The sequence below is a fragment of the Streptomyces sp. WAC00040 genome, from assembly GCF_056835925.1.
Genome location: NZ_JAKQZE010000001.1, coordinates 476,704 through 501,219, shown reverse-complemented (window position 1 = coordinate 501,219; position 24,516 = coordinate 476,704). Strand labels below are relative to the sequence as shown.

20 protein-coding genes are annotated in these 24,516 nt (G+C 71.5%); 6 read left to right on the top strand and 14 right to left on the bottom strand.

What is annotated here, in order from left to right; translation table 11 throughout:
* Positions 1–157: 157 nt before the first annotated feature.
* The 7 genes from MDN94_RS02285 to MDN94_RS02255 form a co-directional block, all read right to left on the bottom strand.
* On the bottom strand, positions 158–1,165 hold the full coding sequence (locus MDN94_RS02285; RefSeq protein WP_482724314.1) for an N-acetylglucosamine kinase: 1,008 nt from the start codon (positions 1,163–1,165) through the stop codon (positions 158–160).
* Positions 1,156–2,421, bottom strand: coding sequence for a 6-phospho-beta-glucosidase (locus tag MDN94_RS02280; protein WP_482724313.1), 1,266 nt, complete (start codon positions 2,419–2,421; stop codon positions 1,156–1,158). The genes MDN94_RS02285 and MDN94_RS02280 overlap by 10 nt, the downstream gene beginning before the upstream one ends.
* A gap of 29 nt (positions 2,422–2,450) precedes the next feature.
* Positions 2,451–3,356, bottom strand: a complete 906-nt coding sequence (locus MDN94_RS02275) for a carbohydrate ABC transporter permease (protein ID WP_482726977.1) — start codon at positions 3,354–3,356, stop codon at positions 2,451–2,453.
* Positions 3,357–3,368: 12 nt separating this feature from the next.
* Positions 3,369–4,334 carry a carbohydrate ABC transporter permease gene (locus MDN94_RS02270; RefSeq protein ID WP_482724312.1) on the bottom strand — a complete coding sequence of 322 codons (966 nt, stop codon included), beginning with the start codon at positions 4,332–4,334 and terminating at the stop codon, positions 3,369–3,371.
* Entirely contained in the window at positions 4,334–5,671 is a 1,338-nt protein-coding gene (locus MDN94_RS02265; RefSeq protein ID WP_482724311.1) for an ABC transporter substrate-binding protein, read from the bottom strand. Before MDN94_RS02265 ends, MDN94_RS02270 begins: the two co-directional genes overlap by 1 nt.
* 104 nt (positions 5,672–5,775) lie before the next feature.
* Complete coding sequence (locus tag MDN94_RS02260; RefSeq protein WP_482724310.1) at positions 5,776–6,978, bottom strand: ROK family transcriptional regulator; 1,203 nt, start codon at positions 6,976–6,978, stop codon at positions 5,776–5,778.
* A 273-nt stretch (positions 6,979–7,251) separates the two neighbouring features.
* Positions 7,252–8,295 (bottom strand): mechanosensitive ion channel family protein, encoded by a 1,044-nt coding sequence (locus MDN94_RS02255; protein ID WP_482726976.1) that lies wholly within the window; start codon positions 8,293–8,295, stop codon positions 7,252–7,254.
* Positions 8,296–8,605: 310 nt separating this feature from the next.
* Between MDN94_RS02255 and MDN94_RS02250 the strand changes: the two genes are divergently transcribed.
* On the top strand, positions 8,606–9,142 hold the full coding sequence (locus tag MDN94_RS02250) for an HNH endonuclease (protein ID WP_482724309.1): 537 nt from the start codon (positions 8,606–8,608) through the stop codon (positions 9,140–9,142).
* A 75-nt stretch (positions 9,143–9,217) separates the two neighbouring features.
* On the opposite strand, the gene MDN94_RS02245 is transcribed toward MDN94_RS02250, so the two are convergent.
* On the bottom strand, positions 9,218–12,172 hold the full coding sequence (locus MDN94_RS02245) for a glycoside hydrolase family 84 protein (RefSeq protein WP_482724308.1): 2,955 nt from the start codon (positions 12,170–12,172) through the stop codon (positions 9,218–9,220).
* 241 nt (positions 12,173–12,413) lie between these two features.
* Here MDN94_RS02245 and MDN94_RS02240 point away from each other — a divergent pair, with 241 nt between their 5' ends.
* The 5 genes from MDN94_RS02240 (at position 12,414) to MDN94_RS02220 (ending at position 17,270) form a co-directional block, all read left to right on the top strand.
* Positions 12,414–12,695 carry a hypothetical protein gene (locus MDN94_RS02240; RefSeq protein WP_482724307.1) on the top strand — a complete coding sequence of 94 codons (282 nt, stop codon included), beginning with the start codon at positions 12,414–12,416 and terminating at the stop codon, positions 12,693–12,695.
* A gap of 10 nt (positions 12,696–12,705) precedes the next feature.
* Positions 12,706–14,904, top strand: a complete 2,199-nt coding sequence (malQ, locus tag MDN94_RS02235) for a 4-alpha-glucanotransferase (protein ID WP_482724306.1) — start codon at positions 12,706–12,708, stop codon at positions 14,902–14,904.
* 21 nt (positions 14,905–14,925) lie between these two features.
* Positions 14,926–15,156: a hypothetical protein gene (locus MDN94_RS02230; protein ID WP_159691996.1), complete on the top strand. Its 231-nt coding sequence runs from the start codon at positions 14,926–14,928 to the stop codon at positions 15,154–15,156.
* Positions 15,157–15,349: 193 nt separating this feature from the next.
* Positions 15,350–16,324, top strand: coding sequence for a DMT family transporter (locus MDN94_RS02225; protein WP_482724305.1), 975 nt, complete (start codon positions 15,350–15,352; stop codon positions 16,322–16,324).
* A gap of 10 nt (positions 16,325–16,334) precedes the next feature.
* Entirely contained in the window at positions 16,335–17,270 is a 936-nt protein-coding gene (locus tag MDN94_RS02220; protein WP_482724304.1) for a LysR family transcriptional regulator, read from the top strand.
* A 33-nt stretch (positions 17,271–17,303) separates the two neighbouring features.
* Here the strand turns inward: MDN94_RS02220 and MDN94_RS02215 are convergent, their stop codons facing one another.
* The 6 genes from MDN94_RS02215 to pepN all read right to left on the bottom strand — a co-directional run bounded on the left by MDN94_RS02215 (position 17,304) and on the right by pepN (position 24,435).
* Positions 17,304–18,401 (bottom strand): selina-4(15),7(11)-diene synthase, encoded by a 1,098-nt coding sequence (locus tag MDN94_RS02215; protein WP_482724303.1) that lies wholly within the window; start codon positions 18,399–18,401, stop codon positions 17,304–17,306.
* A 208-nt stretch (positions 18,402–18,609) separates the two neighbouring features.
* Complete coding sequence (locus MDN94_RS02210) at positions 18,610–19,230, bottom strand: GTP-binding protein (RefSeq protein ID WP_441263027.1); 621 nt, start codon at positions 19,228–19,230, stop codon at positions 18,610–18,612.
* Complete coding sequence (locus tag MDN94_RS02205; RefSeq protein WP_307706443.1) at positions 19,211–19,570, bottom strand: DUF742 domain-containing protein; 360 nt, start codon at positions 19,568–19,570, stop codon at positions 19,211–19,213. Before MDN94_RS02205 ends, MDN94_RS02210 begins: the two co-directional genes overlap by 20 nt.
* Entirely contained in the window at positions 19,567–19,983 is a 417-nt protein-coding gene (locus MDN94_RS02200; RefSeq protein WP_189467833.1) for a roadblock/LC7 domain-containing protein, read from the bottom strand. The genes MDN94_RS02205 and MDN94_RS02200 overlap by 4 nt, the downstream gene beginning before the upstream one ends.
* Complete coding sequence (locus tag MDN94_RS02195; RefSeq protein ID WP_482726975.1) at positions 19,980–21,470, bottom strand: sensor histidine kinase; 1,491 nt, start codon at positions 21,468–21,470, stop codon at positions 19,980–19,982. Before MDN94_RS02195 ends, MDN94_RS02200 begins: the two co-directional genes overlap by 4 nt.
* A 373-nt stretch (positions 21,471–21,843) precedes the next feature.
* The gene (gene pepN, locus MDN94_RS02190; protein ID WP_482724302.1) at positions 21,844–24,435 is read right to left on the bottom strand and encodes an aminopeptidase N; all 2,592 of its coding nucleotides are present in this window, start codon (positions 24,433–24,435) and stop codon (positions 21,844–21,846) included.
* Positions 24,436–24,516: the final 81 nt, after the last annotated feature.

Below are 24,516 nucleotides of genomic sequence, written 5' to 3'. Positions count from 1 at the left end.
TCCCTCCCGCCGTCGACAGAAGGGCACATGAGGCACCGCCCTCGCGCCCCGGCCCACGATTCACCGCCCGCGCCAGCGCCCGCGCCCGCGCCCGCGCCCCGAGCGCCGCCCGCACCCGCGAGGGTGTGAGCGGCGTCGTCGTGTGCCGGGCGACGCGCTACGCGTAGTGCGCGCGCAGCGCCGCCCGCGCACCGGAGGAGGCCCCGATGTGGTCCAGCCCCAGCAGCGCCGCCCCCAGTACCGGCGCTGCCGTCACCACCTCGACGGCGGCCTTCGGCGCCCTTGCCGCAAGCAGTTCGCGGATGCGCCCGTCGAGTTCGGGGTGGCGGGCGGCGAGCACACTGCCGCCGAGGAGCACCGGAACCTCCTCGTCGAGCAGCCCGAGGCGGTCCAGTGCCACCGCCGCCATCGCCACCACCTCCTCCGCCTGCCGGTGCACCAGCGACCTGGCCACCGGGTCACCGGCGGCGCTCGTCGCGAAGAGCACCGGCGCCAGTTCGTGCTTGCGCACGGCGGCGACCTCGCCCAGATGCAGCGCCTCGATCAGGGCGTACACCGAGTCCAGTCCGAAGTGCGCCGGCAGGGTCGCGGCGAGCGCCGTGGGCTCACCGCGGCCGTCCTCCGCGCGTGCGGCGTACCACAGCGCCTCCTCCGCGAGACCCGCGCCGCCGCCCCAGTCGCCGGAGATCTTCCCGAGCGCGGGGAAGCGAGCGGTGCTGCCGTCGGGCAGCATGCCCACGCAGTTGATGCCCGCCCCGCACACGACGGCCACACCCCGCGGCTCGTCCACCCCCGCCCGCAGGATCGCGAAGGTGTCGTTGCGGACCCGGGTACTGCGCCCCCAGCCGCGCCCGTCCAGTGCCGCGGTCAACTCCCTTTCCTCGACGGGGAGGTCGGCATTGGCCAGGCAGGCCGACACATGCTCGACCTCTCCGGCGACGCCGCCCGTGGCCCTGGCCTCCTCGACCGTGGCGGCGAGGGCGTCGATCGCGGCCCTGACGCCGACCTTGGGCGGCTGGAAGCCGGGACCGCGGCCGGAGGCGAGCACCGTGCCGTCGGCGCCGACGAAGGCCACGTCGGTCTTGCTGTTCCCGGCGTCGATGGCGAGCACGGTCCCGGCGGGTCCGGCATCGGGTCTCCGCCCGGAGAGATCTCTCACGCCCACGCGAGGTGCTCCCGGTTGTGCGCGATCAGCCGCTCGGTGAGCTGCTGCGCGTACTCGTACTGGCCGACCAGCGGGTGCGACAGCAGCGCCTTGAAGACCCGGTCGCGCCCGCCGCGCAGCGCGGCCTCCAGCGCCAGGTCCTCGTATGCCGTCACGCCGGCGGTCAGCCCCGCGTACAGCGGGTCGAGTTCCGCGACCGCCAGCGGTGTCGCCCCCTGGGTGCCGACCGCCGCCTGCACCTCGATCACGGCGTCGTCCGGCAGGAAGGGGAGCGTGCCGTTGTTGTACGTGTTCACCACCTGGTAGGGGGAGCCGGCGCCGCTGAGCAGCGAGGCGGCGAGGTCGACGGCAGCCTCCGAGTAGAAGGCGCCGCCGCGCTTGGCGAGCATCTCCGGCTTCTCGTCGAGCTGCGGGTCGCCGTACATCTCGAGGAGCCGCTTCTCCATCTGCGCGACCTCCGCGGCCCGCGACGGCTTCGTCCGCAGCTCCCGCACGACCTCGTCGTGGCCGTAGTAGTAGCGCAGGTAGTACGAGGGCACGACGCCGAGGCGGTCGATCAGTTCGCGCGGCATGCGCAGATCGGCCGCCACCGCGTCACCGTGTTCGGCGAGCAGCCGCGGCAGCACGTTCTCGCCCGCAGGGCCGCCGAGCCGGACGGCGGTCTCCCAGGTGAGGTGGTTGAGCCCGACGTGGTCCAGGTGGACGTCGGCGGGCGCGACGCCCAGCAGCCCGGCGAACTTCCGCTGGAAGCCGATGGCCACGTTGCACAGCCCGACGGCCTTGTGTCCGGCCTGCAGCAGCGCCCTGGTGACGATGCCGACCGGGTTGGTGAAGTCGATGATCCACGCGCCGGGGTTCGTGCGGCGCACCCGCTCGGCGATGTCGAGGACGACGGGGACGGTCCGGAGCGCCTTGGCGAGGCCGCCCGCGCCGGTGGTCTCCTGGCCCACGCAGCCGCATTCCAGCGGCCAGGTCTCGTCCTGCTCGCGGGCGGCCTGCCCCCCCACCCGAAGCTGGAGCAGCACGGCGTCGGCGCCGTCGACGCCCGCATCGAGGTCGGAGGTGGTGACGATCTTTCCGGGGTGGTCCTGCCTGGCGAAGATCCGCCGCGCGAGACCGCCGACCAGTTCGAGGCGGTCGGCGGCGGGGTCGATCAGTACGAGTTCCTCGATCGGCAGGGTGTCGCGCATCCGCGCGAAACCGTCGATGAGTTCGGGGGTGTAGGTGGAACCGCCCCCCACTACAGCGAGCTTCATGAACGGGCCCTTCTCGGTCCGGACAGGGCCTAGCCCTTCACTCCGGTCAGTGTGACGCCTTCGATGAAGGCCTTTTGTGCGAAGAAGAAGACGACGATCACCGGCGCCATGATCATGACCGTGGCGGCCATGGTGAGGTTCCAGTCGGTCTGGTGGGCGCCCTTGAAGGACTCAAGGCCGTAGCTCAGGGTCCAGGCGGCCGGGTTCTCCGACGCGTAGATCTGCGGTCCGAAGTAGTCGTTCCAGCAGTAGAAGAAGTGGAAGAGGGCCACCGCCGCGATGGCCGGCTTCGCCATCGGCAGCACGATCCGCACCATCGTGCGGAACTCGCCGCAGCCGTCGATCCTGGCGGCCTCCGTGTACTCCTTCGGGATGGTCAGCAGGAACTGCCGCAGCAGGAAGATGGTGAACGCGTTGCCGAAGGCGAACGGGATGATCAGCGGCCACAGGGTGCCCGCGAGGTCCAGCTGTTTCGCCCAGAAGAGGTACATCGGTACGACGACGACCTGAGGCGGCAGCATCATCATCGCGATCACCAGCATCATCGCCACATTGCGGCCGCGGAAGCGGAACTTGGCGAGCGCGTAGGCCACCGGGATGCTCGACGCGACGGCGAGCACCGTGCCGATGCCCGCGTACAGCAGGGTGTTGCGCCACCAGGTCAGAAATCCGGGGGTGTTCCAGACGGTGACGAAGTTGCCCCACTCCCAGGTCTGCGGCCAAAGGTCGCGGGTGAGCGCCTGGTCGTCGCTCATCACGGCGGTCAGGAACACGAACACGAACGGGAGCAGGAAGAACAACGCGGCGGCGATCGCCAGCGAGTGGACGGCGATCCATTCCAGCGTCGCGCGACGCCGTGCGGACCGCCGGGCGGCGGTGCCTCCGCGGCCGGGGGCGACCGGCTCGTACACGGTCCGGGCAGGGGTCGGGGTCATGGTGCTCATCGTTCAGTCCTCCGCCGACATGAAGCCGGAGCGCCGCCGCATCAGGATCGCCGTGAAGGCCATGGCCAGGGCGAACAGCACCAGGGCGACCACGCAGGCCGCACCGGTGTCGAAGCGCTGGAAGCCGAGGTTGTAGATCGTCTGCGGCACGGTCAGCGTGGTCCGGTCCGGATAGCCGGGCTCGAACTGCTGCCCGGAGCCGCCGATCACCCCGCTCGCCACCTTCGCCGCCACCAGCGGCTCGGTGTAGTACTGCATGGTCGCGATCACTCCGGTGACCACGGCGAACAGCACGATGGGCGAGATGTTGGGGAAGGTGACGTAGCGGAACCGCTGCCAGGCTCGGGCGCCGTCCAGCTCCGCCGCCTCGTACTGCTCCTTGGGGACGTCGAGCAGCGCCGCCATGAAGATCACCATCAGATCGCCGATGCCCCACAGGGCCAGGACCGTCAGCGAGGGCTTCGACCAGGCGGGGTCGGTGAACCAGCCGGGCGCCGGCAGCCCCACGGATTCGAGGATGGTGTTGACGGGCCCCGTACCGGGGTTGAGCAGGAAGACGAACGACATGGTCGCGGCGACCGGCGGAGCCAGGTACGGCAGGTAGAAGAGCGTCCTGAAGACCCCCGCACCCGTTTTGATCTTCGTGATCAGCAGCCCGATGCCGATCCCGAACAGCACCCGCAGCGACACCATCACGGCGACCAGCCACAGGGTGTTGCGCAGTGCCGGCCAGAAGAAGGCGTAGTCGTTGAAGACGTACGCCCAGTTCTTGAGGCCCACCCACACCGGCGGGGCGAACCCGTCGTACTCCATGAAGGAGAAGTAGACGGTCGAGACCAGCGGGTAGGCGAAGAAGACCGCGAACCCGATCAGCCAGGGGGACAGGAAGCCCAGCGTGCGCAGCGCCGACCGGCGGTGCTTGGCCCGCAGAGCGCGGCTCGCCGGCGGACGGAGGAGGGTGGCTGCCATCAGCGCGCCTGCTCGTTGTCCTTGTCGATCTGGGCGTCGGTCTTCTTCAGGCCGGCGTCGAGATCCTTCTCCCGGCCGGCCTCGTAACGCACGCCGAGGTCCTGGGCGGTCAGCAGGAACGCGCCGCCGTTGACGGACGACGGGGCGTGGGAGCTCTTCGGGTGCTGCGCGATGTCGACGAACGTGCGGTACAGCGGGTCGTTGTTCAGTTTCGGGGACTTCAGCGCCGCGACGGTGGAGGGCACGTTGTGGATGGCGTTGGCGAAGGAGACGACCGCGTCGGTGTCGGTGGAGAGGTACTTCACCAGCTCCCAGGCCGCGTTCTGCTTCTTGCTCACACTCGCGATGCCGAGGATCGTGCCGGACAGGTAGCCCTTGCCGTAGTCGGCGACCTGGTCGTCCGGGACGGGGAAGGGAGCCGCGCCGATCTCGAAGTCCAGCTCGGCGTCCTGGGCCATCTTGCCGCGCCACTCGCCGTCGAGCTGCATGGCGACCTGCCCTGTGTGGAAGGGGTGCTTGGGTCCCCACTCGTCGCCGAGGCCGGTGCGGAACTTCTCCAGCTTCTGGTAGCCGCCGAGCTTGTCGGCCAGGTTCTTCTGCCAGGTGAACAGCGCCTTGGCGGCCGGGTCGTCGGCCAGGTCGGACCTGCCTTCCGCGTCGAAGTACCGGACGCCGAACTGCGAGGCGTAGTGCTCGAACGTCGTCTCGTAGCCCTGGAAGTTCGGCATGAAGCCGAGCTGCTCGTATCCGGCGCCCTTGCTCTTGGTGAGCTTCCTTGCGACCTTGTCGAACTCGGAGAGCGTCTTGGGCGGCGCGGTGATCCCGGCCTCCGCGAAGGCCTTCTTGTTGTAGTAGAGGCCGTACGCGTCACCCAGCAGCGGCACGGCGCACCGATTGCCCTCGTGCTGGGTGTACTTGGCCATCTGGGGCAGGAAGGTCCGCGCCGGGTCGATCTTCGACTTCTCGAGGAACGGCTTCAGGTCGGCGAGCGCGTCGGTGGAGCAGAACCGGCCGACGTTGTCGGTGGTGAACGAGGAGACCACGTCGGGCGCGTTCGAACCGCCCGCCCGCAGGGCCTGGTTGAGCTTGTCGTCCGTGATGCCCTTGACGACCTTGACCTTGATGTTGGGGTGCTTCTTCTCGAACGAGTCGATGTTGGCCTCGATCGCCGCGACCTCGCCGGGCGCGGACCAGCCGTGCCAGAAGGTGAGGGTCGTCTTCGCGTCCGGGTCGTCCGTGGCGCCGCTCCCGGCGGATCCCGTACAGGCCGTGGCGAGAAGCGATATCGCGGCGGTCGCGGCGAGCGCGGCGCCCGTGGTCCGGCGGTTCTTGGGCATGACGGTGCCTCCCTGTGACAAGGACGGGGGAAGGAAAGGGCAGAGCGAACGGTGGGAGGGCCGGGCCCCGCGACGGCAAGAGGGCGCGGGGCCCGGGACAGGGATCAGCGCGAGGTGTCGAAAACCTCGTCGCGGGTGGTGGCCAGCGCGCTCTCCAGCGCACCTCGCAGCACCGGATGCCGGCGTACGGCCCCGAGCACGAGACGGGGACGGGACGCGGCCAGCTCGGTCAGTTCCGCCTGCACCCGCCTCCGCAGCGGCTCGCCGCCGGCGGCGATGACCTCGCCGGAGAGGACGACCAGCTCCGGGTCGAGCACGGCCACCATGGAGGCCAGACCGGTGGCCAGACCGGTCGCGAACGCGTCGAGCAGCTCCCCGTACGGTCCGCTGTCGTTCTCCGCGGCCCTCGCCACGAGCGCGGTCGCGACCTCTGCGTGCGGGCCGCTGCCGATGTTGTCCAGGCCGAGCTCCCTGGCCAGTCGGGGCAGCGCCTGTGCACCGGCGAGTTCCTGGAAGCCGCCGCTGTTCGCCTTGGTCACCTGGCGTACCAGCGGCGTGCCGGGCACGGGCAGGAAGCCGACCTCGCCGGCGCCGCCGGTGAAGCCGCGGTGCAGCCGACCGCCGATGACGACGGCCGCGCCGAGTCCTTCCTCGTTCCACAGCAGGACGAAGTTGTCGTGGCCGTGGGCGGCGCCGAGGCGCTGCTCGGCCACGGCGGCGAGGTTGACGTCGTTCTCGTACTCGACGGGCATCGGCAACGCGGCCGCGAGCTCGTCCAGCAGGGTGGGGGAGTGCCAGCCGGGCAGGTGGGACGCATACCGCAGCCGGCCGGTGGACGGGTCGAAGGCGCCCGGGGTGCCGATGACGAGACGGTGGACGTCCGTGCGGGTCAGCCCGGCCGCCTTGACGGCCCCTTCGAGCGCGTCGGTCACCTGCCGTACGACCCTGTCGGCGCGCCGTCCCGGGCTGGGGAGCTCGAACTCGCCGACTGTCGCGCCGGTGAGGTCGGCGACGGCGGCGCGGATCCTCTCGGGGGTGACGTCGAGTCCGGCGGCGTGGGCCACGCCGCCGTTGATCGCGTACAGCTGGGCGCTCGGGCCCGGCCGTCCCTCGGTGGTGCCGGTGACGACGACGAGCCCCGCGGCCTCCAGCCTGGCGAGCAGCTGGGAGGCGGTGGGCTTGGACAGCCCGGTGAGCTTGCCGATCCGGGTGCGGGAGAGTGGGCCGTGCTCGAGCAGCAGATCGAGCGCGGCCCGGTCGTTCATGGCGCGCAGGACGCGCGGGGTACCGGGCGTGGTTCCGGCCACGACGCTTGCACCTACCTCTCGGCCCGGCCTTTCGACCTGGACTGTTAGGAAAGTTTCCTATTCCTTGGGACGAAAGTAGGCCGCCCGTCGGGCGGCGTCAATGGCAAACGCCCCCTGGGCAACCAAAGCGTTACCGACGGGGGCGTCGTGCGGGGGCTTCTTGCCCGAGTGATGGCCGGGCCGATCGACCCGGAATCACCCGGGGCTGCCCAGGATCACCCGCGGTTCGTGCCGAGCGGGCCGCCGTGATCCGACAGCCCTCGGACGCGGCTCCTACTTCGAGAGGTTCGCCGACGGCGGTATCGGCGACGCCGCCATCGACTGGGGCGAGACCGAGGAGGAGAACGCCGACGGGGCCGCCATGCCCGCCGTCGGGTCCGGCGCGGCGTCCTCCGCCTGCTGCGGCAGACCACCGACGATGCGGATGCCCGCCTCGTCGAACGCGCGCTTGATCCGCCAGCGCACCTCGCGCTCGACGCCCAGCGCCTTGCCCGGCATCGTCTTGGCCGAGACCCGGAACGTCATCGAGTCGAGCAGCACCTCGGTGAGACCGAGCGTCTCGAGCGGGCCCCACAGCTGCTCGTTCCACGGCTCGGCCTTCGCCAGATCGTCCGCGACCTCGGCGATGACGGACTTGACGTGGTCCAGGTCCTCGGTGGAGCGGACCGTGACGTCGACGGCCGCCGTCGCCCAGCCCTGGCTCAGGTTGCCGATCCGCTTGATCTCGCCGTTGCGCACGTACCAGATCTCGCCGTTGTCGCCGCGCAGCTTGGTGACCCGCAGCCCCACCTCGATCACCTCGCCCGACGCGACGCCCGCGTCGATCGAGTCCCCGACCCCGTACTGGTCCTCCATGATCATGAAGACGCCCGAGAGGAAGTCCGTGACGAGATTGCGCGCGCCGAAACCGATCGCGACACCGGCCACACCCGCGGAGGCGAGCAGCGGAGCAAGATCGATCTGGAACGCGCCGAGGATCATCAGACCGGCGGTGCCGAGGATCAAGAACGACGCGATCGAACGCAGGACCGAACCTATGGCCTCGGAGCGCTGCCTGCGCCGCTCCGCGTTCACCAGGAGCCCGCCCAGCGCCGTACCCTCCACGGCCTGCGCCGAGCGGTTCATCCGCGCGATCAGCTTCGTCAGCGCCCGGCGCACCAGCATCCGCAGCACCAGAGCGACGATGAGGATCAGCGTGATGCGCAATCCGGTGTTCAGCCAGGTGGACCAGTTCTCCTCGACCCAGCCGGCAGCGCTCTCGGCGCGCCTGGTGGCCTCGTCGATCGTGACAGGACCGGGGGAGGGATCAGCGTCCATCAGTGCGGACGACCAGAAGGCGGTCACAGGAGGAACCTCCAGCTTGCGGTGGGAGCCCAATAACCCTAACGGGGCATCCGGCATGATCCGGCTCCTTTCAGGGCCAAGAGACGAGGCTCACCGGAGCGCCGGAACGGGGTCCGCACGGGGCTCCCGGGCGGCGCCGGGGAGCCGGTGTCGCCCTTGTGGCAGAAAACACCTCGAGCCCGTTACGCATACGTGGTGGCGCAGGAAGCGGCCATGAGGACAAACTGATGGCAGATCGTCCCGGCGCGAGCCACGCGCCGCCGGCGTACAAGGAGGCATCCACGTGCCGCACGTCCTGGTCCTCAACGCGTCGTACGAGCCCCTCGGCGTCGTACCGCTCCGCCGCGCGCTCGTCCTCGTCCTGGAGAACAAGGCTCTCTGCCTCGAGGAGTCCGGCGCCTTCATGCATAGTGAGAGCCGCGTCGTCGCCGCGCCCAGCGTCGTGCGTCTCAAACGGTTCGTGCGGGTCCCCTATCGGGGGCCCGTTCCTCTTACCCGCAAAGCCCTCTTCGCCCGCGACGGCGGGCGCTGTATGTACTGCGGTGGCGTCGCAACCAGCGTCGACCACGTCGTTCCGCGCAGTCGCGGGGGGCAGCACGCCTGGGACAACGTGGTCGCCGCCTGCCGACGCTGCAACCACGTCAAGGCCGACCGCCATCTGCGGGAACTGGGCTGGCGCCTGCACCACCAGCCCGCGCCGCCGAGCGGCCTCGCCTGGCGCATCATCGGAACCGGCCACCGCGATCCGCGCTGGCTGCCCTACCTCCAGCCGTACGGCGCCGACGACGCGATCACCCGCATCGACGGCATCTCGGCGTAACGCGTTTCCTCCCACCGGGCTGCCGTCCGGTGGGCACCCGCCGGGCGGGCCGGCTCCGTCGGCCCCGCCGGCGTCCTAGCGCGCGCCCTCCGCCACCGCGTACACCTCGACCGAGAACAGCGAGTAGCCGAACTCCGTCGCCCGCTCGTCGCCCTGAACGCGCACGAACCGCGTCCCCTGCGCGTCCATCCGGACCGACTCCCGGCCGCCCCTGCCGTCCGTGACCGTCGCCGCGGTGCGCCAGACCCTGCCGTCCGCGGAGACCTGTAGGCGGTACCTGGTCGCATACGCCTCCTGCCAGTGCAGCGTCACCTGGCCCACCCGGGCCGGTCGGGCCAGCTCCACCTGCCACCACGCACTGGGTCCGACCGGGGACGACCAGCGGGTTGCCGCGTCCGAGTCGAGCGCGGCGGCGGCCGGGAAGTCGGCGGTCTCCTCGCCGGACGCGGACGCCTTCGCGCCCGCCTCGCGCGCCAGGTCGCCGCCGCCGGTGGGTGGGAAGGCACGCACGGTGAGCGTGCGCTCCTGTCCTGCGAAGGACAGCGGCACCCGGTACTCGCCGGCGGGGGTGTCGTCGGGGACGGTCACCTCGACCGGCACCGTCGTACGCACGCCGCGCGGCACGGTGGTCTGCTTCGGAACGGTCACCTTGATGCCCGCCGGCGCCTTCGCGGTGAGGGTGCCGCGGACCTCGCCAGGGCGCTGCGCGGTCAGCCGGACGTCCGCGCGCTGCGGCCTGCCGCCGATCTCGGCGCTGGTCGTCTCGCGTACGAGATCGAGGCCCGCCGCCGGTTCGTCCGCGAACCAGGGCACCAGGGAGCGTACGGCCGGGCTGTCGCCGCCGCCGGTCGTGACGCGCACGGCGTCCACCCGCAGCCCTGCCGTGTCGGCCTGGGTCCAGCCGCCCGCGGACAGCGGGCCCAGCTGACGCCAGCCCTCACCCGGGACGTGCACCTCGAGCCGGCCGGCGGACTCGCCCGAGCGCGGTGAGCCGCTCGAGGGCGCCGTCATCGCGGTCACGGCCATGAGGGGCCGGGGCCTTGCCAGCCGCACGACGTCCTGCCCCGGCCGGCCGGCCGCTGCCTGGTCGGCGCCGGTCCAGGCCCGTGACTCCTTCACGGCCCGGTCCAGGAAGGGTGTGAGGACACCCTTGCCGACCGTGGCCCGGCTCGCGGCCACGTCCGTGCGCAGCGGCTCGAGGGCCAGCGAGGCGCGCCATGCCGCCGCGCCGTCGCCGCGGCCCTGCGCCTGGAGCATGTCGACCGCCAGTTCGCCGGCCTTCCCGTACCGGGCCAACTGGTCGAGCCAGGGGCCGACCTCGGCCACGAGCCGGCCGTCGGCGGTGCCCGCGAGGTGTTCCGGCGCCCGGCGCATCACGGTGAAGGCCGCGCGCAGGTCAGCAGCGGCACGGTCCCTGGCCCGCGTGTCCGCCGTGGTGCGGGAACGCCAGAACCCGTCGAGCAGTGGCCGCAGGTAGGCCGACTCGTCGTCGGGATCCAGGATCGAGGACGCGTCGTTCCCCGCAAGGGCGCGCAGCGCCTCACGTGCACCGGTGTCGCCGCCGGCCAGGTCGTCGAGCGCGGCCTGCCAGGACTGCTCGGGCCGGTAACCCTTCGGGTTCCAGGCGTAGTCGGCGGCGGTGAACAGCGGGACGCGGGAGGCGGTGGCCTGTTCCATCGCGTTGGCGAGCAGCGCGGCGGACCCGGTGGCCACGGCCGGCTCACGGCCGGTGTAGGGGCCGAGGAACAGCCGGTCCTGCGCGTAGTCGTTGACCGGGTAGTTGTCCATGGTGACCAGGGGGTGGCCGAAGGCGTCCCGGGCGCCCGCCAGTTCGCGGCCGGTGATGGTGCGCGGCACCACGCCGACCCCGGTCCACGCCACCCGGACCGTGCCGTCCAACTGCTCCGCGAGCGCCCGCCGGTAGTCGGTCGTGCCCTCCTGGTAGAACTCGGTCGGCATCACGGACAGCTCCGCCCCCGGGTGACGCTCCGTCAGGTGGCGTGCCACCTCGCCCGCGACGAGGGCGTGCGCCTCCGCCGCGGCGCCGGGCCCGGAACCGAAGGTCTCCGCGTCCTTGGAGCAGTGCCACTCGCTGTAGCTGACGTCCTGGAACTGCAGTTGGAACGCCCGGAACCCCAGCGCCCACATCGCGTCGACCTTGCGGGTCAGGGCCTTCACGTCGGCCGGGTCGGCCAGGCACATCGACTGGGCGGGCGCGACGGCCCAGGCCAGGGTGACGTGGTTGCGCCGTGCCCGCTCCGCCAGTTCGCGCAGCTCCGCACGCTGGGCGGCCGGATACGGGTCGCGCCAGCGGGTCTGCCGGAAGGGGTCGTCGCCGGGGGCGTAGAGATAGCGGTTCTGCTTGGTGCGCCCCATGAAGTCGAGCTGCGCCAAGCGCTGCCCACGGTCCCAGGGGCGTCCGTAGAAGCCTTCCGTCGTGCCGCGTACGGCGGTTCCCGGCCAGTCGCGTACGACGACTCCGGCGACCGTTCCCGCCCTGACCAGTTGGCGCAGGGTCTGCACGCCGTGGAAGAGGCCGTCCTCGCCGACGCCGTCGAGGGCGACCGTGTCGCGGTCCGCGACGCGGCCCACGGCGAGCCGGTAGCCGCCCGAGGGCAGATCGGTACGCTCCGGCGCGCGCAGGGCACGCAGCGCCGACACGGCGTCGCCGCCCCCGAGGCGGATCACGGGCCCACGGCCGGGCAGCCCCTTGTGCAGGGTGCGTACACCGGAATCGCGGAGCAACTCCTCGAGGAGCTCGACCGCGTACGGGTCGGCCGACGGGTCCGCGACGACGGTCACCTCGTCGCCCAGGCGTACGGGCTCTCCCCGGGTGCGCAGGGACTGGGGCCGCGGCCACACGGACGGGGTCCCGGCGGTGTCCTTGGGGTCCTGCGCGGTGCCGGCGGGGGAGCCGGGCTCCCGCGGCTGCGCGGTCGTGCCGTGCGCGGTTCCCGCACCGCCGAGCAGGCCACCGATGACGGCGACCGCGACGGCTACCGCGGTACGTCTCCTGGCCCCGAGCCGCACGGCTGTCTCCCCTCGTCCGACCCCTGCCCTTCCGGTCGGTTTCGAGCCCACCACCACCACCGTCGGAGTGTCAATGTGCGTGGCCGTTGTGCGCCTTTTGCCTGGCGTGGTGAATGATCGGGGCAAGTGACAACGGGGAACCGAATGTGACACGGAACACGTTGACGGGACGGACACGTCTGCCGTTCCGCGCGCTGGGTAGGGCTGCTGTGACCCCTCACGTCCCATTGGAGTGATTACCGTGGCCGCATCTGCACACCTGCTGCTCTCCGCCTTGTCCAAACAGGTCCCGGGCCGGGTTCCGGGACCGTCCAAACCGGCCCCGACCGCGTGCCCCCTCGCCCACGAGGCGCAGCTGACCGGCGAGCCGCCGCTCGCCTACGAAATCCCCCTGACGAGCGAGCCGCCGCTCGCTCACGCCGCCCCGCTCACCAGCGAGCCACCGCTCGCCGACATCGCGCCCCTGACGAGCGAGCCGACCGCCCACGGCACGGCGGGCGGTACGGAGTCGCCGGGGGTCTGAAGGAGTCCGCATGGGCCTTGCCCGGCTTGCCGAGCTGCACGGAGTCGCCACCACCTTCTCGCCCGCCAAGGGCGTCACCGTCGCAGTCCCGGACGCCACCGTCGTGGCCGTTCTCGCCGCGCTGGACATCGACGCCTCCACGCCGGAGGCGGTACGCGCCGCGCTGGACCGCGCCGAGCGGGCCGCGGCGACCCGGCTGCTGCCCCGCACGGTGGTCGTATGGCAAGGCCCCGGCGGCGAGAGGGCGGGCGTCCCGCCGGCCCTGACCGCCCTCCCCGCCGGCACCACCCTCCGCGTGACCACGGAGGAGGGCCGCGAGTTCAGCTGGACCACCCCGCGACGCACGGACGCGGGGAACGCGGACGCCCGGACCACGGGCGGCACTCAGCCGGCCGGCGGCCCTGCCCCCGCGCGCGGCGCCGGAGGCCCGGACAGCGCCCGGGTCTGGCAGCAACTGCCGCCCGGTGTGCACCGGCTGCACGCCGTCGCGCCGGACGGCCGCGGCACCGACGCCGGCCTGGTAGTCGCTCCCGCACGGGTGCCCGGCCCGGAAGGACGCTCCCACGGCTTCCTCGTCCAGCTCTACTCCCTGCTCTCGGCGCGTTCCTGGGGCATGGGCGACCTCGGAGACCTCGCCGAGCTGGCCACGTGGTCAGGACGGTCGCTCGGCGCGTCCTTCGTCCAGGTGAATCCGTTGCACGCCGCCGTACCGGGTGCCCCCACCGACCCCTCCCCGTACCGCCCTTCCTCCCGCCGCTTCCCCGACCCCGTCCACCTGCGCGTCGAGGACGTGCCCGAGTACGCGTACGCGGACGCCGCGGACCGGCAGCGGCTGGAGGAGCTGCGCCACCGGGCGGCGGAGCTGCGCGAATCGGTGCTCGACAAAGGCGCGTTGATCGACCGGGACGCCGTCTGGGAGCTCAAGGCCCGGGCGCTGGAGATCATCCACCGCATTCCCCTCGGCCCCGGACGCCGCGCCGCCTACCGCGACTTCGTCGCCGACCAGGGTCAGGCGCTGGAGGACCACGCCACCTGGTGCGCGCTCGCCGAGGTGTACGGCTCCGAGTGGCACGACTGGCCCGCCGGCCTGCGCGACCCCCGCTCGCCGCAGACGTCCGAGGCCAGGGCCCGGCTGGCCGACCGGGTCGACTTCCACAGCCGGCTGGTCTGGCTGACCGACGAGCAGCTCGCCGCCGCAGGACGCGCTGCACGCGAGGCGGGCATGGGGATGGGGATCGTCCACGACCTCGCGGTCGGCGTGCATCCGGGCGGCGCCGACGCCTGGGCGCAGCAGACCTCCTTCGCCGCCGGGATGTCGGTCGGCGCTCCGCCGGACGCGTTCAACGCGCACGGCCAGGACTGGGGGCTGCCGCCGTGGCGGCCGGACGCCCTGGCCGCGTCCGGCTACGCGCCGTACCGCGGGCTGCTGCGCGGGCTCCTGCGCAACGCGGGCGCGCTCCGCATCGACCATGTGATGGGCCTGTTCCGGCTCTGGTGGGTGCCTGCCGGCAGCCCTCCCACCGAAGGCGCCTACGTCCGCTACGACGCGGAGGCCATGCTCGCCGTCCTCGTCCTCGAGGCGCACCGCGCGGGCGCCGTGGTCATAGGAGAAGACCTCGGGACGGTCGAGCCCGGAGTGCGCGAGGCCCTCTCCCGCCGCGGCGTGCTCGGCACCTCCGTGCTCTGGTTCGAAAGGGACTGGACCGGCGACGGACGGCCGCTGGCCCCCGCGAAGTGGCGCGAGGGCTGCGTCGCCACTGCCACCACCCATGACCTGCCGTCCACGGCGGCCCGGCTCACCGGCGGCCATGTGGAGCTGCGCCACCGACTCGGTCTGCTGGCCCGCCCCCTGGAGGAGGAGCGCAGCCAGGACACGGCCGATGTCACCGAGTGGCTCGGCGTCCTCGGCGACCTCGGCCTGCTGCCGGAGGGCCCCGGCGACGAGGAGGGTGCGATCCGGGCCGTCTACCGCTATCTGCTGCGCACCCCTGCGCGGATGGTGGGGATCTGGCTCCCGGACACGGTGGGCGACCGGCGCCCGCAGAACCTGCCGGGCACCTGGGACCAGTACCCGAACTGGCGGCTGCCCGTCTCGGACGCGGAGGGGCGCCCGATGAGCCTGGAGGAGCTGGCCTGCTCACCCAGGCTGCACCGTCTGCTGGAGGTCTTCGCTGCCCGTACGGCACCCCCGGACGCGCGGCCGTCATAGCCGTTCGCTACGTTGGGCTCCGTGGACAAGAAGAACGCCTTGCGCGCCGGCGCCGTAGCGGCCGGTACGACGCTGATGATGCTGCTCATGTCGTCCCCCGCGCTTGCGCTCACCCCGGACGACGGCGACGACCCGGGTCCGGGCCTGAGCGTGGCCGAGACCCTCGGCCTGTACGTGGCGGCGCCGCTCGTCCTTTTCGCGGTGATCGCCGGTCTGGTGATGGTGCTCGACAAGTCCAAGAAGCAGAGCTGACCCAGGACTGATCCGGTCCGAAGGCGCCCGGTGTGCGACGCACCCGGGCGCCTTCGCCGTGTCCGGACACCCGCCTATCGTTCAGATCTGCTTCAAAGAACCGTCGAAAACTTTCGATGGACCTGATGTTTCCTTGCGTGTGACCGTTGGCCCACGTGCCGGCGAGGCCCCTTGAGGGTGGAGGAGACACAGGATGACCGTGACGCCAGAGGTTCGGACGGGAGCGGACACACACGACCGGAAGAGGTTGTCGGTCGGCGTCCGTCGCGTGAGGGCGGCCCGGTGGGGGCGCGGTGCCACGGGGCCCGGCCTGCTGCTCGCCGCGCTCGCGACCGTCCTCTGGTCGGGGAGTTTCGTCACGTCCCGCGCTCTGCACGACTCCGTGCCTCCGGTCCAGGCGGCGTTCTGGCGGTGGGTCGTCGCGATCGCCGCCGTCGCACCGTTCGCCCTGCGGCAGACCTGGCGGCAGCGGGCACTCGTCCGCCGTCACCTCGGATTCCTGACCGCCGCGGCGCTCCTCGGCGTCACCGTCTACAACACCCTCGTCAACCAGGCCGGGCTCACCACCTCCGCGGCCAACATGGGCATGATCATGGCCGCGTCGCCCGTGTTGATGACGCTGTACGAGCGGCTGTCGGGCACCCGGCTCGGAGCCCGCCGCGTGGCCGGGACGGCCGTTGCCTGCTGGGGTGTCCTGTTGCTCGTCGGCGACGGCTCGCTGTCGTTCCGGTTCGCCCCGGGGGACCTGTGGATGTTCGCCGCGGCGCTCAGCTTCGCCTCGTACAGCGCCCTGCTGCGCCGCCGCCCGGACGGCCTCGGGGGACCGGTGCTGCTGTTCACCACGTTCGTGCTCGGTGCCGTGATGCTGCTGCCGGCGCATCTGGTCAGCCTCGCCGTGCAGGGCGGCTTCGAGCCGGCGGTCGGCACCGTCGGTCCCCTCGTCCACGTCGGCGTCTTCTCCTCGGCCGTCGCCTTCTTCGCATGGAACAGGGCGATCGCCCTCATCGGGGCGGCCAGGGCCGGAGTCGTCTACTACCTGCAACCGGTGTGTGTGGCGCTGCTCTCCTACGCGCTGCTGGGCGAGACGATGGGGAGCGCGCAGGTCGTGTGCATGGCGCTGATCCTCGGCGGGGTGGCCCTCGCCGCCTCCGGAAGGCACGCCCGATAGCGTGCGGCGCATGATCGAGTGGGACGTCAAGAAGCTCCGGATCCTGCGTGCCCTCGGCGAGCACGGGACCGTGACGGCCACCGCGGAGGCGTTGTCGATGACCCCGTCGGCCGTGTCGCAGCAGCTGTCGAACCTGGCCAGGCAACTCGGCGTGCCGCTGCTGGAGGCGCAGGGGCGGCGGGTGCGGCTCACCGACGCGGCGCATCTGGTGCTGCGCCACGCGGAGGCGGTGTTCGCACAGTTGGAGGGGGCGGAGGCGGAGCTGGCCGACTACCTGCGGGGCGAGGTCGGGATGGTGCGGGTCGGGGCCTTCTCGACGGCCGTGCCGGCTCTGGTGGTCCCGGCGGTGCGGCGGCTGCGGACCGGCCATCCCGCCCTCGACGTCCGGATCAGGGAGGCCGAGGCGTCCGAGGCGTACGAACTCCTCTCCTCGGGCCGGGTCGACCTGGCCCTGTCCCTCGCGGCGCACGCGCCCACGGCCCGCGACCCGCGGTTCGCCCTGGTGCCGCTGCTCGCCGACCCGTTGGACGTGGCACTGCCGGCCGGTCATCCGCTGGCCCGGTCCGAGGATCTGCGGCTGGCGGACCTGTCCGGCGAGCCGTGGATCTTCGGCGGCAGCGGCCCGTGGTCCGAGATCACGCTCGCGGCGTGCGAGGCGGCGGGCTTCGTGCCGGAGCAGGCGCACTCCGCGGCCGGCTGGCGGGCGATCCTGGCGATGGTCGAGGCGGGGATGGGCGTGGCACTGGTGCCCCGGATGGCGGCCGAGCGGCCCGGCGGCGTGCTGATGCGCCCCCTCGGGACGGACCGGCCCCGCCGCCATGTGCTGGCGGCGGTCCGGCGCGGCTCCGAATCGGCACCGGGAGTGGCCCGGGTTCTGGACGCCCTGCGGGAGGTGGCGTCACAGCGGACGGCGGTGACGCCGGACCCGCTCCCTGATCGGGCCTGATCCGAAGAGCCGGCCCGACGCGAAGGAAACGGCCTAGGCGAAACGATGGGCCGCCACCTGCCTGCGGACGGACCGTTTCTCCTCGGCGAGAAGCCCCCACCACCAGGAGACCGCGGGGATGTCCAGCGGCTCGGTACTGTCGTCGGTCGGGACGTCGGTGAACACCGACGGCATGCTCGCCGGGTCGTCCGGCGTCGTGTAGCGGACCGAGCTGATGCCCCAGTCCTGGGCGCCGCGTATGAAGCAGCGCAGGCTGTGGAGGTACTGCCGCAGCTGAGGGCTGCCCTGCTCGGCCAGCTGGTCGCTCACGGTCGTGAACAGGCACATCACCCGGTCCCGCTGCGAGATCGCCACGTCAAGCGCCTGGGCGGGGGTCAGGCCGCGTTCCTGCTCGAGCACGCGCAGGGCGTTGAGGTAGTACCCGGAACCCCTGCGCTCCTTGTGGTACGAGAAGATGTCGTTGTCCCAGGTGATGATGAACGACGCCATCTCGGCCACGGCCCGTACCGCGGTCCGGTCCCGTTCGTGCGGCTGGAGTTCGTAGCCGTGGCCCATCTCCAGCATCGGGAGCACCACGGACGTCGCGCCGTCGTAGAGGCGCATCAGGGTGTAGTCGTTGAGGTCCGGGACCGTGCCCGCGCGCCGGTGGGCGGCCTCCCACACGACGGAGAAGAAGTACTCACGCAGTGCGTCGACCCACCGGGCCGTCTGGCCGGCCGTGCCGAAGCGGTCCACGCGCATCCGCAGGTCGCGCAGGCCGGCCGCCAGCGGATCGTCCTGCATCATCGGGGCCTCGGGGTTCTGCGCCACGCGGATCAGGCGATGCAGGAGCCCGGCCAGGTCGCCCGGCCGGTGGCCGAGTTCCCCCTCCTCGCAGTGGCCGTCGTCGACGCCGAAGAGCCAGAGGATGAAGTCCGCGAGCAGCGACACGACCTCTTCGCGGCCTTCGGGGAGGATGCGTGCGGAGAACGTACCGATGTCCTGGGTGACGAGTTTGCCGCGCAGTTCCTCGGATCCGATGCGGAAGGTTTCCGCCCACGCCGCTGTCTGAACATCGATGTCGGCGTGCTTCGGATGGATCGCTTGTCGGATCGGAGAGAAGAGCGGCGGAACGGTCAGCTCGGGCTCCACTGCGGCCTGCCTCTCGATGCGGGGGCGCAGTGCGTCAACTTCGATGAAAAACGCGCAACTTGCACCCCTCGATGATCAACTAAGACGCATCGTACTCAGCCAGAGTGGCCGATCCAACAGGACGATGTCCATACAAACCGGCCACTCGAGCACTTTTGCTGGCCGGAACGGAACAGTTACTTCCGCGGTGCAGCCCGCGCGGACGCCGTCAGGACGCCTCCTGCGACATGGCAAGGGTCTGGAGATAGCGCATCAGCGTCATCAGGACGTCCCGGCTGGAGCTGCGCATGCGCGCGTCGCAGAGGACGATCGGCACGGCGTCCGGCAGGTCCAGCGCGGCGCGCAGCTCGTCGACCGAGTGATCGGGCGCGTCCGGGAAGGAATTGACGGCGACCACGAACGGCACGCCGCGTTCCTCGAGGCGCCCGATGACGTCGAAACTGACCTCGAGCCGTCGGGTGTCGACGAGCACGACGGCGCCGAGCGCGCCCTCGAACAGGCCGCGCCACAGGAACCAGAAGCGCTCCTGGCCCGGCGTGCCGAACAGGTAAAGCACCAGCTCCTCGTTGATGCTGATCCGGCCGAAGTCCATCGCGACGGTCGTGGAGGTCTTGCGCTCCACTCCCTGGGTGTCGTCGACGCCGACCCCGGCCTGCGTCATCGTCTCCTCGGTCGTCAGCGGCCGGATCTCGCTCACAGAGCCGACCAGCGTCGTCTTGCCGACGCCGAAACCACCGACGATGACCACCTTGACGGCGGCCGTGGCCGTCTCCGGCAGCACGTCCTCGCTCCGCGGCCCGATGGCCTGCTCAGAGCTTTTGAAGTCCATCGATCACTGCCTCAATCAAAGCGCGGTCGGGGAGACGGGCGGCCCGGACGGGTGCGCGTGCCAGCACCTTGTCCTCGGCCAGAAGATCGCTGAGCAGCACGGTCACGACGCTCACCGGGAGGCTCAGATAGGCGGAGATCTCGGCCACCGAGAGCGGTGCGTGACAGAGCCGGATGATCGCTGCGTGCTCCGGCTGCATGCCGGGTTTGGGACCCGACCTGGCCACGATCAGGGTGACCAGGTCGAGCGCGGTGGGCGCGGACGAGCCGCTGCGGCCGCCCGTGATGACGTAGAGCCGCTCGGGACTGGCCTCTTCCCAGTCCCCGCCCGCGTCGCTCACGCGGTCTGTCCTTCATGCCGCGGCGGCGTGCTCAGGTGCTCTCCGATCCGCAGCACGAGGTCCCGCATCCGCTGGCCCATCAGCCCGGCGTCGACGCCTTCGTCGGCCAGTACCGCGAGATACGCGCCTGCGCCGGCCGCCATCAGATAGAAGAAACCGCCGTCCATCTCGATGACGACCAGGCGCATCTGGCCGTCACCGTGCGGTAGTTCGGACGCGACGGCGGCCGCCAGACTCTGCAGTCCCGCGCAGGCGGCCGCCAGGCGGTCGGCGGTGTCGGTGTCCGCGCCGTACTGGGCCATGCGCAGACCGTCGGCGGACAGGACGACGACGTTGCGCGTCTGCGGGACGCCCTCCGCCAGGTCCTTGAGCATCCAGTCCATGTTGGTCTGGTTGGACTGCCGCTGAATCATGGCTGCTTGTTCCCCTTGCTTGGCTGGGTGGTGTCACCGGACAGGCCGCTCTGGAACGCGGCCAGCCACATGCCGGGCTGCACCGCCGGTGCGGACTCCGTCTCCGAGGCGGCCGAGGGCGCACCGCCGTCGGCCGCCGTCGGGTCGGCGGACTCGCGGGGCGCGGCCGGTGCGGGCACGGTCGCGCGTGCCTTGCGGCGGCGCTGGGGCAGACCGGTGGGGGTCCGCTCTGTCACCACCGGCAGGTCGTCCGCGGGCGGGGCGGCCGACAGCGCGGCCGTCGGCCCGCCGGCCGGCCTGGGAAGCCGTTCGTGGGTCTCCGAGCCGGCCGGGCGCGGGCCGGAGGAGGCGCCGATACCGTGCGCGAGGCCGGTCGCGGACGAGGCGGTGGTGATGAGGTCCTGCGGTACGACGAGGACGGCGCGTACCCCGCCGTACGCGGATGAGCGCAGCGAGACCTGGAAGCCGTACGCCTGGGAGAGGCGCCCCACGACCGCAAGGCCGAGGCGGGGCGTCTCACCGAGGTCGTTGACGTCGATCCCCTGCTGGGCCTGGCGGAGCATGCGCTCGGCCCGCAGCCGGGCCTCCTCGCTCATGCTGACGCCGCCGTCCTCGATCTCGACGGCGATGCCCGACTGCACGTCCACCGCGGTCAGGTGGACCTTGGTGTGCGGCGGCGAGTAGCGGGTGGCGTTGTCGAGGAGCTCGGACAGCGCGTGGATCAGCGGCTCGACGGCGGTGCCGACGACGGCGACCTCGGAGACCGAGTGCAGCTCGACCCGCTGGTAGTCGATGATCCGCGACATCGCGCCACGCATGACGCTGTACAGCGGTACGGCCCTGCTCCACTGGCGGCCCGGGCGGGCGCCGCCGAGCACGGCGATGGAGTCGGCGAGGCGGCCGATCAGGGCCGTGCCGTGGTCGATGCGCAGGAGGTCGCCGAAGACGCTTGGGGTCTGACCGTGCCGGTCCTCCATCTCCCGCAGTTCCTGCGCCTGCTGGTGGACGATCGCCTGCACGCGGCGGGCGATGTTCACGAAGGCGCGCTGGGCGGACTCGCGCAGGTCCTCCTCGGCGCTGACCGCGCCGACGACCGAGCGGAGCACGGCCTGGTGCTCGGCCGACGCGTCGAGCGAGGCCAGCACGTCCTCGGGGAACTCGCCCTTGCGGAGCCGTTCCACCACCTCGGGCAGCAGCTCGCCGGCGAGCCGGGTGGTCTCGGCGGCCTGTCGCGCGAGGGCGGCGTCCTGCGCCGCGACCGTGTGCCGCAGCTGGGCCACGAGTCTGCCGCGCCGCATCACCTCCGCGCAGGCGATGGCGACCGCGACGACCGCGACGACGCAGATCACGACCACGGGGGTGCGGGCCGAAGCGGAGACCAGGGACACGGCCGCGATCGCGGCCGCAACGGTCGCGGCTACGGGCAGCTGCCAGACAAGGCTGGCCGGGGGCCGCGGACTTCCGGTCGACGTTCCCTGTCGAACCATCAGCATCCTCAGAATCGAACGTGGAAGATCATATGACGACGGGCGGGAGCATATCCCGCCTGCACTAGATCGTTTGACGGTGGGTCATTCCACTGTCGTGATGTATACGGCCGAAATGGCAAACGGGCGCGCCGAGTTCACTCGAAAATGATTGAACGGTGTGTCTTCGCTTCGATGTTGGTATGGCGGTGTCGCCCGGCCGGGTTGTGCGGCGAGCTGCGCGCGCCGCGCTTGTGCTTCGAGCTCCGGCGTGGGGCCGGGTGCGCGCGCATAGGAAGCCCGTGCCGCCCCGCCGACGGACCGGACCCCGCGCCGGATACGAAAAGGGCGCCCAGGGGCGACCGTGAGTGGTCCCTGGGCGCCCTGTGGCGGGTCAGTCGGTGGCAGACGCCGCGTCCGCCGCCTGGGCCTTCAGCGCGCGCTCGACGCCCGCGCGCGACTCGGAGACCAGCCGGCGCAGTGCCGCGTTCGGCTCGGCGGAGGAGAGCCACTCGTCCGTCGCGTCCAGCGTCTCCTGGGAGACGAGCAGCGACGGGTAGAGACCGATCGCGACCTGCTGCGCCATCTCGTGGCTGCGCGACTCCCACACGTCCTTGACCGCCGTGAAGTACCTCTCCGCATACGGAGCGAGCAGCTCACGCTGGTCGGTCTGGACGAAGCCGGAGATCACCGCCTCTTGGACTGCGTTGGGCAGCTTGTCGGACTCGACGACCGAGGCCCAGGCCTCCGCCTTCGCCTCCGGGGTCGGCCGCGCCGACCGCGCGGTCGCCGCGTGGCGCTCGCCGGCCGCGGTCTTGTCCCGCTCGTACTCGCCGGCGATGTCGTCCTCGTCGAAGACGCCGGTCGCGGCGAGCCGCTCCACGAAGGCCCAGCGCAGCTCGGTGTCGACGGCCAGGCCCTCGATCGTCTCCGTGCCGTCGAGAAGCGCCTGGAGCAGGTCGAGCTGCTGCGGGGTGCGCGCGGTCGCGGCGAACGCCCGCGCCCACGCCAGCTGGTGGTCGCTGCCCGGCTCCGCCGCCCGCAGGTGCGCGAGCGTGGCGTCCGTCCACCGGGTCAGGCCGGTCTCACGCCAGGCCGGCGCCGCGTACAGGTCGACGGCGAGCTTGACCTGGCGGTGCAGGGACTGGACCACGCCGATGTCGGACTCCTTGCCGATCCCGGAGAGCACCAGCGACAGGTAGTCGCGGGCGGCCAGTTCGCCGTCGCGGGTCATGTCCCAGGCGGAGGCCCAGCACAGCGCGCGTGGCAGGGACTCGGTGAAGTCGCCCAGGTGCTCAGTGACGTTCCGCAGGGACTCCTCGTCGAGGCGGACCTTCGCGTACGAAAGGTCGTCGTCGTTGAGCAGGACGACGGCCGGGCGCGCCTTCCCCACCAGCGCCGGGACCTCGGTCAGCCCGCCGTCGACGTCGAGCTCGACCCGCTCGCGGCGCACCAGCTTGCCCGCGTCGTCCAGGTCGTACAGGCCGATCGCGATGCGGTGCGGGCGCAGCGTCGGCTCGCCCTTCGCGCCTGCCGGCAGCGCCGGTGCCTCCTGCCGCACGGCGAACGAGGTGATGACACCCGACTCGTCCGTGTCGATCTCCGGGCGCAGGACGTTGATGCCGGCCGTCTCCAGCCACGCCTTCGACCAGGTCTTCAGGTCGCGTCCGCTGGTCTCCTCCAGCGCGCCGAGCAGGTCGGACAGACGGGTGTTGCCGAACGCATGCGTCTTGAAGTACGCCTGCACGCCGCGGAAGAACTCGTCCATGCCGACATATGCGACCAACTGCTTGAGAACCGACGCGCCCTTGGCGTACGTGATGCCGTCGAAGTTTACGAGAACGTCATCGAGGTCGCGGATCTCGGCCATGATCGGGTGGGTCGACGGCAGCTGGTCCTGCCGGTAGGCCCACGTCTTCATGGAGTTCGCGAACGTGGTCCACGAGTGCGGCCACCTCGAACCCGGCGCGGAGGCCTGGCAGGCGATCGACGTATAGGTGGCGAACGACTCGTTCAGCCACAGGTCGTTCCACCACTCCATGGTGACGAGGTCGCCGAACCACATATGGGCGAGCTCGTGCAGGATCGTCTCCGCCCGCACCTCGTACGCCGCGTCCGTCACCTTCGAACGGAAGACGTACTGGTCGCGGATGGTGACGGCGCCCGCGTTCTCCATCGCGCCCGCGTTGAACTCCGGCACGAACAGCTGGTCGTACTTGGCGAACGGGTAGGCGTAGTCGAACTTCTCCTGGAACCAGTCGAAGCCCTGACGCGTGACCTCGAAGATCGCGTCCGCGTCCAGGTACTCGGCCAGCGACGGCCGGCAGTAGATGCCGAGCGGCACCGACTGCCCGTCCTTCTCGTACGAGCTGTGCACACTGTGGTACGGGCCGGCGATCAGCGCCGTGATGTACGTGGAGATGCGCGGCGTCGGCTCGAAGCGCCACACGGTGTCCTCGTGCGCGGCCCCCTCCGCCTGCTGCCGCGGTGAGTTCGAGATCACCGTCCAGCCCTCGGGCGCCTTCACGGTGAACCGGAACGTCGCCTTGAGGTCCGGCTGCTCGAAGCTCGCGAAGACGCGCCGCGCGTCCGGCACCTCGAACTGCGTGTAGAGGTATGCCTGCTCGTCCACCGGGTCGACGAACCGGTGGAGGCCCTCGCCGGTGTTTGTGTACGAGCAGTCGGCGACGACCCTCAGCTCGTTGTCGCCCTCACGCAGATGCTTCAGCGTGATCCGCGCGTCGCGGAAGACCGCGGCCACGTCGAGCGACTTGCCGTTCAGCACCACGTCGTGCACGGCGGGTGCGACCAGGTCGATGAACGTCTGCGCGTTCGCCTCGGCGGACGCGAAACGCACGGTGGTCTCGGACCGGTAGGTCCCGCCCTCCTGCGCCCCGGAGAGATCGAGGTCGATCTCGTACGAGTCAACGGTGAGCAGACGCGCACGCTGCTGCGCCTCTTCACGGGTCAGGTTTGTGCCAGGCACCCGGTCATCTCCTCGGTATGCGATGTTTGCGCTCATCCTTCCACGCGACGGTCGCGCTTCGCCCAGGAGAACCGGCCCGGT

What these genes read in the sequence shown, in the direction of transcription:
- MDN94_RS02195 (WP_482726975.1), bottom strand. Translation starts at nt 21,470, where the DNA reads ATGGTTCGACAGGGAACGTCGACCGGAAGTCCGCGGCCCCCGGCCAGC.
- MDN94_RS02255 (WP_482726976.1), bottom strand. Translation starts at nt 8,295, where the DNA reads ATGGACGCTGATCCCTCCCCCGGTCCTGTCACGATCGACGAGGCCACC.
- MDN94_RS02200 (WP_189467833.1), bottom strand. Translation starts at nt 19,983, where the DNA reads ATGATTCAGCGGCAGTCCAACCAGACCAACATGGACTGGATGCTCAAG.
- MDN94_RS02210 (WP_441263027.1), bottom strand. Translation starts at nt 19,230, where the DNA reads ATGGACTTCAAAAGCTCTGAGCAGGCCATCGGGCCGCGGAGCGAGGAC.
- MDN94_RS02225 (WP_482724305.1), top strand. Translation starts at nt 15,350, where the DNA reads ATGACCGTGACGCCAGAGGTTCGGACGGGAGCGGACACACACGACCGG.
- MDN94_RS02275 (WP_482726977.1), bottom strand. Translation starts at nt 3,356, where the DNA reads ATGACCCCGACCCCTGCCCGGACCGTGTACGAGCCGGTCGCCCCCGGC.
- MDN94_RS02265 (WP_482724311.1), bottom strand. Translation starts at nt 5,671, where the DNA reads ATGCCCAAGAACCGCCGGACCACGGGCGCCGCGCTCGCCGCGACCGCC.
- MDN94_RS02270 (WP_482724312.1), bottom strand. Translation starts at nt 4,334, where the DNA reads ATGGCAGCCACCCTCCTCCGTCCGCCGGCGAGCCGCGCTCTGCGGGCC.
- malQ (WP_482724306.1), top strand. Translation starts at nt 12,706, where the DNA reads ATGGGCCTTGCCCGGCTTGCCGAGCTGCACGGAGTCGCCACCACCTTC.
- MDN94_RS02220 (WP_482724304.1), top strand. Translation starts at nt 16,335, where the DNA reads ATGATCGAGTGGGACGTCAAGAAGCTCCGGATCCTGCGTGCCCTCGGC.
- MDN94_RS02280 (WP_482724313.1), bottom strand. Translation starts at nt 2,421, where the DNA reads ATGAAGCTCGCTGTAGTGGGGGGCGGTTCCACCTACACCCCCGAACTC.